The 14,316-nt window shown below is 46.1% G+C and carries 5 protein-coding genes, 8 tRNA genes and 3 rRNA genes; all 16 read right to left on the reverse strand.

The genetic code is table 11. The features are described 5' to 3' along the window. Window positions 1-109: 109 nt before the first annotated feature. Window positions 110-1,117 carry an iron ABC transporter permease gene (locus MKZ16_RS25640; protein WP_076098983.1) on the reverse strand — a complete coding sequence of 336 codons (1,008 nt, stop codon included), beginning with the start codon at window positions 1,115-1,117 and terminating at the stop codon, window positions 110-112. Continuing rightward, the gene (locus tag MKZ16_RS25645; RefSeq protein WP_081382417.1) at window positions 1,114-2,163 is read right to left on the reverse strand and encodes an iron ABC transporter permease; all 1,050 of its coding nucleotides are present in this window, start codon (window positions 2,161-2,163) and stop codon (window positions 1,114-1,116) included. The genes MKZ16_RS25640 and MKZ16_RS25645 overlap by 4 nt, the downstream gene beginning before the upstream one ends. Further along, window positions 2,150-4,135 carry an AraC family transcriptional regulator gene (locus tag MKZ16_RS25650; protein ID WP_076106570.1) on the reverse strand — a complete coding sequence of 662 codons (1,986 nt, stop codon included), beginning with the start codon at window positions 4,133-4,135 and terminating at the stop codon, window positions 2,150-2,152. Before MKZ16_RS25650 ends, MKZ16_RS25645 begins: the two co-directional genes overlap by 14 nt. A gap of 345 nt (window positions 4,136-4,480) precedes the next feature. Further along, a tRNA-Leu gene (locus MKZ16_RS25655) sits at window positions 4,481-4,562 on the reverse strand. Window positions 4,563-4,581: 19 nt separating this feature from the next. Then, window positions 4,582-4,658, reverse strand: a tRNA-Arg gene (locus tag MKZ16_RS25660). Window positions 4,659-4,668: 10 nt separating this feature from the next. Further along, window positions 4,669-4,743, reverse strand: a tRNA-Gly gene (locus tag MKZ16_RS25665). A gap of 36 nt (window positions 4,744-4,779) precedes the next feature. After that, window positions 4,780-4,852: transfer RNA gene (locus MKZ16_RS25670), tRNA-Lys, on the reverse strand. 14 nt (window positions 4,853-4,866) lie between these two features. After that, window positions 4,867-4,944, reverse strand: a tRNA-Asp gene (locus MKZ16_RS25675). A gap of 25 nt (window positions 4,945-4,969) precedes the next feature. Then, window positions 4,970-5,046 (reverse strand) — tRNA-Met (locus MKZ16_RS25680). 89 nt (window positions 5,047-5,135) lie between these two features. After that, a tRNA-Val gene (locus tag MKZ16_RS25685) sits at window positions 5,136-5,211 on the reverse strand. 89 nt (window positions 5,212-5,300) lie between these two features. Then, window positions 5,301-5,375, reverse strand: a tRNA-Glu gene (locus tag MKZ16_RS25690). 619 nt (window positions 5,376-5,994) lie between these two features. After that, window positions 5,995-6,111, reverse strand: a 5S ribosomal RNA gene (gene rrf, locus MKZ16_RS25695). A 129-nt stretch (window positions 6,112-6,240) separates the two neighbouring features. Next, window positions 6,241-9,166 (reverse strand): 23S ribosomal RNA (locus MKZ16_RS25700). A gap of 262 nt (window positions 9,167-9,428) precedes the next feature. Then, window positions 9,429-10,986, reverse strand: a 16S ribosomal RNA gene (locus MKZ16_RS25705). Together the 16S, 23S and 5S rRNA genes form the textbook arrangement of a ribosomal RNA operon. A gap of 453 nt (window positions 10,987-11,439) precedes the next feature. Then, on the reverse strand, window positions 11,440-13,128 hold the full coding sequence (locus MKZ16_RS25710; protein WP_076105517.1) for a LysM peptidoglycan-binding domain-containing protein: 1,689 nt from the start codon (window positions 13,126-13,128) through the stop codon (window positions 11,440-11,442). 304 nt (window positions 13,129-13,432) lie between these two features. Further along, complete coding sequence (ilvE, locus tag MKZ16_RS25715) at window positions 13,433-14,314, reverse strand: branched-chain-amino-acid transaminase (protein ID WP_036685189.1); 882 nt, start codon at window positions 14,312-14,314, stop codon at window positions 13,433-13,435. Window positions 14,315-14,316: the final 2 nt, after the last annotated feature.

Consider the following 14,316-nt stretch of genomic DNA (forward strand, 5'->3'; position numbering starts at 1 on the left):
TTAGAAATTCAATAAGCTCTGAAAATGAAAAAGGTCTATAAAATCGCTTATTAAGCAATTTTATAGACCTTTTTAGTATACCGGTGAGAGGAATGGAACCTATCGATATTTATTTTGAACGCATCAATAGATATAGGAAGTAAGGCACACTCAGCATTGTTACAATAATTCCTGCGGGAATATCTGACTTAAAGCTGACCGTTCGAGCAATCGTATCCGCTACAAGCAGCAATAGCGCACCAATAAGCGCTGAAGTAGGTAGAAGAACTTTGTAGTCGTGACCTACCAGCTTGCGAGCCACATGCGGACTAATCAATCCAATAAAGAAGATCGAGCCCCCGAGCGCTACACAGCCAGAAGCTATGCCTACAGCCGCAATTGCCAAGCGCAAAAATTTCTTCTTTACAGCGACTCCTAATCCTATCGAAATTTCGTTGCCTAGCACCAAGACGTTCAATGTCCTGAAATTAGAAAGAATATATGCGAATAGCAGCAATACCCAAGGTGCCAACAAGCTGATATAAGACCACTTGTCCCCCCATAAATATCCTGCTTGCCAACGCTGCGCAAACTCATACTTCTGGTCATCAAGCTTTAAAGTCAGGAATAGCGACAGCGCACTAAACCCCATATTGATTGCAACACCAGTCAAGACAAGTCGTGTAGAAGAAATCATACGACGTTTTCTATAGGCTAGAACATAGATCAGAGCTGCTGCCAGCAGACCGCCTAAGAATGCCATAGACGGCAGTAATAATGTTATAGCGGCGCCTTGAATGCTTACCGTTGAGATAATCAGCAACACCATAAGACCTGAACCTGAGCTAATACCAAGCATGCCGGGATCAGCCAGATCATTGCGCAGCAAAGCCTGCATAACTGCACCTGCCAGTGCCATCCCAAATCCAACAAGTATCGCTAATACGATCCGAGGAAGACGAAACTTATAAACAACGAGATTATGCTCCTCTGGACCTTGTCCAAGCAATACTTGAAATACTTCAAGTGGATTGAGGGACACCTTTCCCATATTAAGACTAAGAATAGCTCCTGCAATAAGCAGTATTAAAAGAGATAGAATCCATATTGTAGCCTTATGCGATTTAACAACATTCATTTGAAGGCTCTCCTCTCTTTGCTCGCAATTAGCAAGAAGAAAGGAACACCAATCATTGCAAAAATAATGCCCAGTGCTGTCTCTGCCGGACGATTAATCAGCCTTCCAGCGATATCCGCTACAACCATAAGTGCGCCGCCGTAAATGGCTGATGCCGGAATAATATAACGATAATCTACACCTACAAAAAAACGCATAATATGCGGAATAATTAACCCTACAAAGCCGATTGGCCCTACAAGTGCAACAGCTACACCCGCTAGTAAAAGGACCGCAAGCGTAGCTATCATCTTAACGAGAACGATCCGTTGCCCGAAGCCTTTCGCGATCTCTTCCCCCAAGTTTAAAATAGTGATAGAGCGTGCAATGAATAGTGACAAAGCCAGTCCACCTAAGAACCAAGGTATAACTAGCCTAATTTCCACCCATGTTGCTCCAGCCACACTACCCGAAGTCCAATAAGCAAGGGCACGACCAATTCCATAGTTTAATGAGATAAATGACCCCACAGCTCCAAATAGCATTGTAATTGATATTCCAGCTAGCACCAGTCGTTGAGGTGTCATTCCTGAACGATTCAATGAAGCGGCAAGATACGTTAATCCTGCTCCAAGTCCTGCGCCAATAAAGCTAACCAGCAGGGTTGTTGTCTGCAGTTGCCCTGGAAGAAAAACCAGTGTAACGGCCATTGCAAGAGCTGCTCCTGCATTCACTCCCATTAATCCGGAATCTGCTAAGGGATTTCGCGTATAGCCCTGCATAACCGCTCCTGCTACCGCGAGACACATCCCCGCAATAATATCAGCTGCTGTACGCGGAATACGAAGGGCATGAATAATCTGATGCTCGGTCAGTTCAGGATCAAAATTAAAAATCGCTGTCCATGCCATCTTCAGGCTCATGGAAGCAGAGCCAAATGAGATAGAAGCTGCTACTGAAAGCAGCAGCAGCAGTATCCCTAGGAGTAGAAACAGACCGAAATACGATTTCCCTCTTAAATCAGGGATAACGGTTGTTCTATCATCTAGCCTTCTATTTTTTTTCATACGCTGACACTAGCTTCTCTACTACAAAATCTAGTTGCTTATCAAGAGAGTAGATATCGGAATAATATGAAAAATCAAACCCAATTTCGATCAATCTACCTTCTTTAATTGCTGGAATGCTGTTCCAAATTGGATTGTCCGACAAATCATCAGCACCATCCCATACAGAGCGGAACACGAAGTCTCCTATATACTCTGGTAACACCTCTAAGGAAACAAACCCTCCAGTAGCCTTCTCTCTGCCATCAATCTTTTTCTGAAGAATCTCTGGTGCTTTTAGCCCTAAATATTCATAAATGATCTGAGAGCCCCTTCCATAAAGCTTGCTATCGATCACCGCCATCTCTTTTTTGCCGCCTTCGATAATGGTTACTGTCTTATCCAAAATTCCAAGTTCATCAAGCTGCTGCTTGCTCTTCTCCAACTTCTCGTGGAAATTATCTAATAGAGCTTGTGCCTCCTGCTCCTTGCCAAATACCTCGCCAATCTTCATTACACGTTCATCCGTCGCCATTTTTTCATAAGGAATTGGAACGGTCGGTGCAATATCCTTAAGGATTTCGTAAGTTTCTTCTGAAGCAGCTATGATCAAGTCCGGCTTTACTGCCATAATAGCCTCTGGATTAGGCTCATACCATGAACCTAGATCTTCAATCCCCCCCAGCTCTTCTGCAAAGGCCGCTCCTTCAAAAACACTCGAAGTACCTACTGGCTTAATGCCGAGGGCCACAAGATCCCCTTGAAGGTATAACACGACAACCCTCTTTGGATTAGCTGGAACAACAATATCTCCCTTTATTGTAGAGATAGTTCTTGTCTGAGCCTCCTTATTGACATTGTCAGCTGCAATTGAATTATTTGCTGGTGATGATGTAACTTCAGAAGCTTTGGATCCATTAGAATTTGTGGCATTAGAACCAACGCTTGCAGATCCACATGCACTTAAAAGCAAGGTAAAGCTAAGCAGCATCGCAACAATAAAACTTGACGTCTTTGTTAATCTCATAGGTGAAGACCCTCCGGTTATTTCATTTTGGTAATAGTAATGATAATGATTATCATACTCAATAACATTATATCGGGAGGATATGTGCTCGCCAATGGAGAATTTGGCGGTGGTAAATGGACGATTGTCCGATGAACTCACCTGCCTGCTTTCCTTGCGGAACCGGATGGGAGATTGACCATTGTATTTACTGAACATACGACTGAAGTAATATACATCGCTATATCCAACTTCTTCTGCAATATCGCGAAGTGGAGCATCGGTACATCGTAATAGCTCTTCTGCATGTTTAAGCCGGAATCGTATCAAATATTCAATCAAGCTAAACCCTGTCTCCCCTTTAAAGCGGGTTGATAAATGACGAGGGCTATAATTAAATTGCTCCGCTATAGATTCTAGTGATAAATTATGACGATAATGCTCCTCAATATAACGGACAACCTGCCCAATGACATCCGGTTGCCTGAGGTTAATTTCATCCTTTGTGAACTGCTTTAATAACTCATGTATAAACTGATAGAACAAGCCTTTAACTTGAATTCTTTCCAATTGGCTTCCTTGTGCCCAAAGTTGTTCCATTGCCATTAGTTGATAGTGCAGTGGTAATGGCTCCAAAGACTCGAAGCTATACTGCATCCGAAATGGATTGCTGCGTTCTAAAAGTCTTGCTAAATCCTTTCTTCCTGGCAAGGAGGCTCTATAGAATAATAAATAGTATTCAAACAACTTCCCTGTCTCTATACTTAGTCTCATGCCCTTGCCACCATGCACAATAAAGTGACGGTCTGCGTCGTAATCTATGCCGTTGAGATTCAAGCTGGCCGTACCCCGCACACAGTAGATAAATCCGCATGCTGGTAATATATAGCCTTGCAGATTGTCCCCAGGCTCCATCACAGCATGTCGAATATCAAGTACTTTAACAGCAGCATAATTCCATGCGAAAATATGATCTTCCAGCTTCATCTTTGCTATACACTCCGATCTGCTCCACAATCTATTTGAATTAAATATATTCCACAACAATGATAATGATTATCAATTAGTATTAGGTAGTTCCTCTATTTTGTCAATCGCTGTTTAGTATCATGCTTGCTTATAGCTTTCGAAGTGGAGCTTCCTCAGGAATGCCTCTATCTCATTCACATATCCTCTTACATTAATCTTTCTCGGTACAACTAAGTCCAATTTCTTATTCACACTTGAAGGATGTATCAAAAGTTTTCCGGCACAGGCATGAACGGAATTGTAAAAAAACAAACAAAAAAGTTCATCAGATATAGTATCTAATGAACTTTGAGTTGATTTAGTTGGTACCGGTGAGAGGACTCGAACCTCCACGGTTTCCCTCTCGATTTTGAGTCGAGCGCGTCTGCCATTCCGCCACACCGGCAAAGTATTAAGTTAAAATATGGCGCGCCCTGAGAGATTCGAACTCCCGGCCTTTTGATTCGTAGTCAAACGCTCTATCCAGCTGAGCTAAGGGCGCAAAATTTATATGGAGCGGACGACGGGAATCGAACCCGCGACCCTCGCCTTGGCAAGGCGATGCTCTACCGCTGAGCCACGTCCGCACACGGTATGTATTGATGTCCGACTCACTAAAGAAGTGAGCCATGAAGGACTCGAACCTTCGACACCCTGATTAAAAGTCAGGTGCTCTACCAACTGAGCTAATGGCTCATAAAGCAAGAAAATGGCGGAACCGACGGGATTCGAACCCGCGGTCTCCTGCGTGACAGGCAGGCATGTTAGGCCAACTACACCACGGTTCCAGAAGAATAATTGCTTAATGAAAATTGGTTGCGGGGGCAGGATTTGAACCTGCGACCTTCGGGTTATGAGCCCGACGAGCTACCGGGCTGCTCCACCCCGCGTCAGTAAAAAAGTATTAATTTCCTTTGATTCCCCGGAAAGTATCCGGAATCCTCAGTGAAGCATTAACTTCACTTTTGGGGATGTGTTATGGTGGAGGCTGAGGGGATCGAACCCCCGACCCTCTGCTTGTAAGGCAGATGCTCTCCCAGCTGAGCTAAGCCTCCATGTAAAGAAGCAACTTAATTATCATAACATAATCAAATCTGTAATGCAACCATTTTTTCTAGAAGTCTAATGCCGTTTCAAGAAGAAATGGTGACCCGTATGGGATTCGAACCCATGTTACCTCCGTGAAAGGGAGGTGTCTTAACCCCTTGACCAACGGGCCGTTTTAAAAACAAATTGTTTTGACAACAAAAAAGATTATATCATGTATTATTAAGTATAGCAATACCTAAACTAATTATTTTTCTTTCTACTCTTCACTAGGTAATAGATTGATATGAAGCTTTTGAGCTATTATCTCAACAATTTCACCCGTAGTTCTATCATTCGTGTCTAGATGCTGCTTAAACACCTCGTGATCAAGCCCTGTGATGCACCTGTCGATCTGCTGAGCAGCCCAAGAGTCTTTTCATTCACCTCTCGCTTAATCTCTTAAGCAAGGTCTCTCGGGAGGCACACAAACTAAAATGATAAAGCTTTATACCTCCATCCATTAACTTGCCGATGATTTCCCTGCAATAATCCGGATTCATTAGGGTCATAGGCACGATAATTATTCCATCATATTCGCTAGCTATGTTTTTCTTCGATACATTTCATATGCGGTTTGTGTCTTCCCTGAACCAAAAGCACCATTGATCCATATAATCATGATCATTTGCCTCCGTGAACTAATTTTCATTCGAAGAAATCACTCACAATGATTGCCTATCCTTATAATAAGCGGATAAATATCATACAACAAAAAGACCACTGTCGATTACTCAACAGTGGTCTTGTGTGCTTGGCAACGTCCTACTCTCCCAGGACCCTTCGGTCCAAGTACCATCGGCGCTGGAGGGCTTAACGGTCGTGTTCGGGATGGGTACGCGTGGAACCCCTCCGCTATCGCCACCAAACATGCGTCTGTGAAACAGACGCTGCCGCGTGAAATTCGGTTCATCACCAGAAGTGACAATGAATTTCTAAGCGTGTTACAGGCTTAATCGCCTGAAAACTGAATCCGAAACGAATCTGCATTCTAAGTATAGGATAAGCCCTCGACCGATTAGTATTGGTCAGCTCCATGCATTGCTGCACTTCCACCTCCAACCTATCTACCTCGTCGTCTTCAAGGGGTCTTACTAATTGGGAAATCTCATCTTGAGGGGGGCTTCACGCTTAGATGCTTTCAGCGCTTATCCCGTCCGTACGTAGCTACCCAGCCATGCTCCTGGCGGAACAACTGGTGCACCAGCGGTACGTCCATCCCGGTCCTCTCGTACTAAGGACAGCTCCTCTCAAATTTCCTGCGCCCACGACAGATAGGGACCGAACTGTCTCACGACGTTCTGAACCCAGCTCGCGTACCGCTTTAATGGGCGAACAGCCCAACCCTTGGGACCTACTTCAGCCCCAGGATGCGATGAGCCGACATCGAGGTGCCAAACCTCCCCGTCGATGTGGACTCTTGGGGGAGATAAGCCTGTTATCCCCAGGGTAGCTTTTATCCGTTGAGCGATGGCCCTTCCATGCGGTACCACCGGATCACTAAGTCCGACTTTCGTCCCTGCTCGACTTGTAGGTCTCGCAGTCAAGCTCCCTTATGCCTTTGCACTCTGCGAATGATTTCCAACCATTCTGAGGGAACCTTGGAACGCCTCCGTTACTCTTTAGGAGGCGACCGCCCCAGTCAAACTGCCCGCCTGACACGGTCCCCGTACCCGGTAAGGGTACTAGGTTAGAACCTAGATACGATCAGGGTGGTATCCCAACGGCGCCTCCACCGAAGCTTGCGCTCCGATTTCTACGGCTCCCACCTATCCTGTACAGATCGTACCCAAATTCAATATCAAGCTGCAGTAAAGCTCCATGGGGTCTTTCCGTCTTGTCGCGGGTAACCTGCATCTTCACAGGTATTAAAATTTCACCGGATCTCTCGTTGAGACAGCGCCCAAGTCGTTACGCCATTCGTGCGGGTCAGAATTTACCTGACAAGGAATTTCGCTACCTTAGGACCGTTATAGTTACGGCCGCCGTTTACTGGGGCTTCGGTTCATAGCTTCGGGTTACCCCTAACCACTCCCCTTAACCTTCCAGCACCGGGCAGGCGTCAGCCCGTATACTTCGCCTTGCGGCTTCGCACAGACCTGTGTTTTTGCTAAACAGTCGCTTGGGCCTTTTCACTGCGGCCCCCTCGTGCTATTCACACTACCGGGGCACCCCTTCTCCCGAAGTTACGGGGTCATTTTGCCGAGTTCCTTAACGAGAGTTCTTCCGCGCGCCTTAGAATTCTCTTCTCGCCTACCTGTGTCGGTTTGCGGTACGGGCACCTTCTCCTGGCTAGAGGCTTTTCTTGGCAGTGTGAGATCATGACCTTCGCTACTATAATTTTCGCTCCCCATCACAGCCCAGCCTTAATGATGTGCGGATTTGCCTACACATCAGCCTCACTGCTTAGACGGACATCCATCAGTCCGCGTCACTACCCTCCTGCGTCACCCCATCGCTCATAGCGGATTACGGTGGTACAGTAATTTCAAACTGTTGTCCTTCGACTACGCCTTTCGGCCTCGCCTTAGGTCCCGACTTACCCTGAGCGGACGAGCCTTCCTCAGGAAACCTTGGGCTTTCGGCGGATCAGATTCTCACTGATCTTTTCGTTACTCATACCGGCATTCTCACTTGTGTAGTGTCCAGCGCTCTTTTCAGTACACCTTCAACCCCTACACAACGCTCCCCTACCCCAGATACATAGTATCTAGCCATAGCTTCGGTGGTGTGTTTAGCCCCGTTACATTTTCGGCGCAGAGTCACTCGACCAGTGAGCTATTACGCACTCTTTCAATGGTGGCTGCTTCTAAGCCAACATCCTGGTTGTCTGTGCAACTCCACATCCTTTCCCACTTAACACACACTTGGGGACCTTAGCTGATGGTCTGGGCTGTTTCCCTTTTGACAATGGATCTTAGCACTCACTGTCTGACTCCCGGCAATAAGTATATGGCATTCGGAGTTTGACTGAGCTTGGTAATCCTTGCGGACCCCGCACCCAATCAGTGCTCTACCTCCACTACTCTTATACCGAGGCTAGCCCTAAAGCTATTTCGGGGAGAACCAGCTATCTCCGAGTTCGATTGGAATTTCTCCGCTACCCCCACCTCATCCCCGCACTTTTCAACGTACGTGGGTTCGGGCCTCCAGTGCGTGTTACCGCACCTTCACCCTGGACAGGGGTAGATCACACGGTTTCGGGTCTACGTCCACATACTAAATCGCCCTATTCAGACTCGCTTTCGCTGCGGCTCCACCTTCTCGGCTTAACCTTGCATGTTAAACGTAACTCGCCGGTTCATTCTACAAAAGGCACGCCATCACCCATAGATCGGGCTCTGACTTTTTGTAAGCACACGGTTTCAGGTTCTATTTCACTCCCCTTCCGGGGTGCTTTTCACCTTTCCCTCACGGTACTGTTTCACTATCGGTCGCCAGGTAGTATTTAGCCTTAGCAGATGGTCCTGCTGGATTCATACGGGGTTTCACGTGCCCCGCACTACTCGGGATCCGTCTCGGAGAGAATACAGTTTAGGTTACAGGGCTTTTACCTCTATCGCGGGCCTTTCCAGACCTCTTCACCTACCATATTCCTTTGTAACTCCATGTGAGACGTCCCACAACCCCAAGAGGCAAGCCCCTTGGTTTAGGCTGTTCCGCGTTCGCTCGCCGCTACTGACGGAATCACTATTGTTTTCTCTTCCTCAGGGTACTTAGATGTTTCAGTTCCCCTGGTCTGCCTCTACACACCCTATGTATTCAGGTATGAGTAACTGCGAATTACCACAGCTGGGTTTCCCCATTCGGACACCCCCGGATCAAAGCTTGCTTACAGCTCCCCGAGGCAGTTTCGTTGTTCGCCACGTCCTTCGTCGGCTCCTGGCGCCTAGGCATCCTCCGTGTGCTCTTATTAGCTTAACCTTGATTTTTCCGCAGGAAAATATCATACGATGATATTCTCTTTGGAATCATCTCACTAATAACATTTACTTGTTTGCACAAGTTGCTAAAAGATGTTCTAAAACGCAAATTCGTTTCGGTATCCAGTTTTCAAGGATCAAGTCTTACTTGAGAGCTTAAACTCTCAAAACTGAGCAACGAGTGAGTAACAGGCCTAAACCTGAGTTTTGGAAGCTAAGCTTCCGATTTGAATGTTCTCATTGCAGAGAACGATTCTCCATAGAAAGGAGGTGATCCAGCCGCACCTTCCGATACGGCTACCTTGTTACGACTTCACCCCAATCATCTACCCCACCTTCGGCGGCTGGCTCCCTTGCGGGTTACCCCACCGACTTCGGGTGTTGTAAACTCTCGTGGTGTGACGGGCGGTGTGTACAAGACCCGGGAACGTATTCACCGCGGCATGCTGATCCGCGATTACTAGCAATTCCGACTTCATGCAGGCGAGTTGCAGCCTGCAATCCGAACTGAGACCGGCTTTGATGGGATTGGCTCCACCTCGCGGCTTCGCTTCCCGTTGTACCGGCCATTGTAGTACGTGTGTAGCCCAGGTCATAAGGGGCATGATGATTTGACGTCATCCCCACCTTCCTCCGGTTTGTCACCGGCAGTCACTCTAGAGTGCCCAACATTACTTGCTGGCAACTAAAGTTAAGGGTTGCGCTCGTTGCGGGACTTAACCCAACATCTCACGACACGAGCTGACGACAACCATGCACCACCTGTCTCCTCTGTCCCGAAGGCCGCCACTATCTCTAGTGGATTCAGAGGGATGTCAAGACCTGGTAAGGTTCTTCGCGTTGCTTCGAATTAAACCACATACTCCACTGCTTGTGCGGGTCCCCGTCAATTCCTTTGAGTTTCAGTCTTGCGACCGTACTCCCCAGGCGGAGTGCTTACTGTGTTAACTTCGGCACCAAGGGTATCGAAACCCCTAACACCTAGCACTCATCGTTTACGGCGTGGACTACCAGGGTATCTAATCCTGTTTGCTCCCCACGCTTTCGCGCCTCAGCGTCAGTTACAGCCCAGAAAGTCGCCTTCGCCACTGGTGTTCCTCCACATATCTACGCATTTCACCGCTACACGTGGAATTCCACTTTCCTCTTCTGTACTCAAGCCACCCAGTTTCCAGTGCGACCTCAGGTTGAGCCCAAGGTTTAAACACCAGACTTAAATAGCCGCCTGCGCGCGCTTTACGCCCAATAATTCCGGACAACGCTTGCCCCCTACGTATTACCGCGGCTGCTGGCACGTAGTTAGCCGGGGCTTTCTTCTCAGGTACCGTCACTCCGGTAGCAGTTACTCTACCGGACGTTCTTCCCTGGCAACAGAGCTTTACGATCCGAAAACCTTCATCACTCACGCGGCGTTGCTCCGTCAGGCTTTCGCCCATTGCGGAAGATTCCCTACTGCTGCCTCCCGTAGGAGTCTGGGCCGTGTCTCAGTCCCAGTGTGGCCGTTCACCCTCTCAGGTCGGCTACGCATCGTCGCCTTGGTGGGCCGTTACCCCACCAACTAGCTAATGCGCCGCAGGCCCATCCCTCAGTGACAGATTGCTCCGTCTTTCATTCTTCTCTCAGGAGAAAAAAGAAATTATCCGGTATTAGCTACCGTTTCCGGTAGTTATCCCAGTCTGAAGGGCAGGTTGCCTACGTGTTACTCACCCGTCCGCCGCTAAGTTACTTTGAAAGCAAGCTTTCAAAGTAACTCCGCTCGACTTGCATGTATTAGGCACGCCGCCAGCGTTCGTCCTGAGCCAGGATCAAACTCTCCAATTAGTATTGAAAAGAGCGATATGCTCATTTTGAAACATCTGACGAGAAAATTAATTCTCTAATTTTGGATATCACTTGCGTGATTTCCTACTCACTCGTTGTTCAGTTTTCAAAGATCAAGTTCTCGTTGACGCCGCTTAATGTCTCAGCAGCAACTCTTATAATATATCATGCTTTCTGATTTATTGCAACTCTTTTTTTCAAAGTTCTTTGCAATCTAATTCAGATTAACATTCACCAACCGAAAGCTTTATAGATCCTCTTTGCGACTGGATTTATAATGTACCATATATCCCTATATAAAAACAATACTTAAAAATTTATATTTTATAAATAAGTGCTTTTGCCCCACTTTATTTAACATCTTTTATCGCTATTTACCTATAAAAAACGTGTAGATTCTAAGGATACAGAATCTACACGTGTGTCCGGACAGCGGCTTGTTATATAAATTTATTAGTTTGAAATCCAAGGATTTCTACGTTTTTTAGTACTCGCTGCTGAACCTTGAGATTTCGTAGCAGCTTTGCTTTTCTTGCTGCTAGGTTGACCTGAGGTCTTTGCTTTTTTGCCTGTTGCTGTTTCCTTTGCTACACTCCCCTTATTCTTGAGAGAAGCGTTAGAAGTTAACTCATCAGTCTCTGTTCTAGCCGCTTCAGGAGATTCCTGCACGAACGCTTCAGGTTCTTGAATTTCCGGCACCCGATTATGCTGCGAATAATTACCTATCCCTGGATACTGCGGATTGGATGGAATATTAGAGTTATCCTGTCCGCCAAATGCTCCAAGCGTAGAAGTAGGAACCATTCCCTGATTAGGCATTCCTGCTCCATATGCAGAAAAAGCGTTTGGATTCCCATATTCAGGATAGGTGTTGTATACAGGCATGTCATATGAATAAGTTTGCACTGGTTGAATATGCACGCCTCCGCACCCACAAGTTGGCCAAGGAAGGTTCGGCGTCTGTCCTCCATATTGAGGAACAGCATACGGGGAGAAATCCCCGCCTACGTTCATGCCAGCAACATTAGCCTCCATCGGATTCCACTGTCCTGGACTCATATTAGGGGCAGCATTGGGACTCCATTGTTCTGGGCTTATGTTAGGCGCTGCATTGGGATTCCATTGTTCTGGGCTTATGTTTGGCGCGGCATTGGGATTCCACTGTTCCGGGCTTATGTTTGGCGCGGCATTGGGATTCCACTGTTCTGGGCTCATATTAGAATACATATTGCCCGAAAAATAACATGGGGAAATACATTCTGGTGCATAAGCCATTGGCTGAACATAACTTGGTGCCCAGTTCATGTTCATATTAGGGCTATTTTGATATGAATCATAGAGATAAGGATTTCCTCCCAAGCCCGGGTATCCGTTGGAATTATCCCATGAGCAATCATTGTCTGCTTTCTTCTCAGCTTTAGGTGCTTCTTGTTGAGCAACCGGTTCTTGATTTGGAACCGTAATCTGAACAAATAAACTCTGCATTTCAATTTCTTGCACTGGAGCAACTTCCATTTGCATATTAGGCGCAGGATTTGGTGCAATATTTTGTGTATTAATAGGGGCGATGTTTAGCGATGGGTGTGGTGCAGAATTAGATTCAGGTGAGATATTTGTCACTGGTTTAGGTGCTGGTTTAGCTTCTGGCTTTATTTCTGGTTTGGTCTCTGGTTTAGTTTCCGGTTTAGGTGCAGGCACTACTTCAGCAGCAGGCTGTTCTTTGGGACCTGTATATTCCTTGCCACCCACTTGTGTTTTCTCTGAGGCGTTAGAAGGTGTATACCCAGGCTGTGTGGGTGAGGTATTGGATACTTTTTTAGGAATATTAACTACTTCCCCTAGCATAAGTACATTTGGATTCTTTAATTGGGGATTGGCCTCAACCATATCCTTTAAAGGAATTCCCCAGGCTTTAGATAATTTCCACAAGGTATCTCCTTGTTTAACGGTGTGCTTGTAGTAAACTTCACTGTTCTCCGGTACGGATACTGGGGCCGTAGGTATTTTTACTTTGTCTCCAACCGCTAATACGTTCGGATTACTGATCTGCGGGTTAGCTTCAATAAGTTTTTGTAACGGCACTCCGTACTTTTGCGATAATGCATACAAACTATCGCCTTGTTTGACAATGTGTATTTTCACGTAGCATTAACCTCCTAAAAGTTTTGTGGAGTATTGCTTTCTTTACAGCTACACAGCAAAACTGACTTCGAAAGCAAACACCCTTTTCATGGAACATTGCTCTCTTACAAAGTTATATGCGGTACAGCCGCCTCCTTCGTTACTACATCTTATGCAGCCCATGGGCGAATGACATCCCCGAAATAAAAAAAATCCTTTCATGATCCATGAAAAGATTAACCGGAGACTCCCGTTTTCTTCTGCATGTATGCATAAAAGGACTTCTGATGCGTATTCAATGCTATTTACGTTGTATGATTAGTCTTTATTCCCAAACCTTATAGCCATCTTTATCAACCACATTACGGAACTCTTCGAGCAGCTTCAAAGTGATTGGACCCGCTTGTCCTTCACCAATGATCCGGCCGTCAATTTCACGTGCAGCAATAACTTCAGCAGCTGTGCCAGTGAAGAACACCTCGTCCGCTATATAAACATCATGCATTGTGAACGGTTCTTCTTTCAGTTTAATACCTAATTTCTCACAAAGCTCAATGATCGCCAGACGGGTAATTCCTTCAAGGGCTCCCAAGTAACATGGAGGAGTGAAAACTACACCATTTTTGATGATGAATATGTTATCGCCCGATCCCTCAGTAACATAACCTTGAGCGTTCATCATGATTGCTTCGTCGGCTTCTGCCAAGTTGGATTGGATTTTTACTAGGATATTGTTTAGGTAATTAAGCGATTTGATCTTTGGATTGAGTGCATCCGGAATATTACGGCGCTGGGATACAGAAACTGCACGAAGTCCGTTCAAATACGCTTGTTCTGGGTAAATAGCCAGTTGCTCAACGATAATAATTACACTAGCTTTTGGACAACGGCGCGGATCAAGACCTAAGTTCCCTGGTCCCCGGGAGACGATCAGTCGAATATAGCCGTTACGCATGTCGTTAAGACGAATCGTTTCAGCCATAGCTTCCAGCATCTCATCATACGTTAGCGGAATGTCCAGCATGATCGATTTTGCCGAATCATACAGTCTGTCCAAATGCTCTTTACATTTAAAAATATTGCCGTTATAGATACGGATACCTTCAAAAATACCGTCTCCATACAAAAAACCGTGATCAAAAACGGATACCTTTGCATTTTCCTTCGTTACGTGTTGTCCATCCAAATAGATCCATTGCTCAGCCATGA

Origin of the sequence: Paenibacillus sp. FSL R5-0928 (assembly GCF_037970385.1) — a bacterium.
Lineage (GTDB): Bacteria > Bacillota > Bacilli > Paenibacillales > Paenibacillaceae > Paenibacillus_AQ > Paenibacillus_AQ odorifer.

Coding starts and splice junctions, on each gene's coding strand:
- MKZ16_RS25640 (WP_076098983.1), bottom strand. CDS start 1,117: ATGAATGTTGTTAAATCGCATAAGGCTACAATATGGATTCTATCTCTT.
- MKZ16_RS25645 (WP_081382417.1), bottom strand. CDS start 2,163: ATGAAAAAAAATAGAAGGCTAGATGATAGAACAACCGTTATCCCTGAT.
- MKZ16_RS25650 (WP_076106570.1), bottom strand. CDS start 4,135: ATGAAGCTGGAAGATCATATTTTCGCATGGAATTATGCTGCTGTTAAA.
- ilvE (WP_036685189.1), bottom strand. CDS start 14,314: ATGGCTGAGCAATGGATCTATTTGGATGGACAACACGTAACGAAGGAA.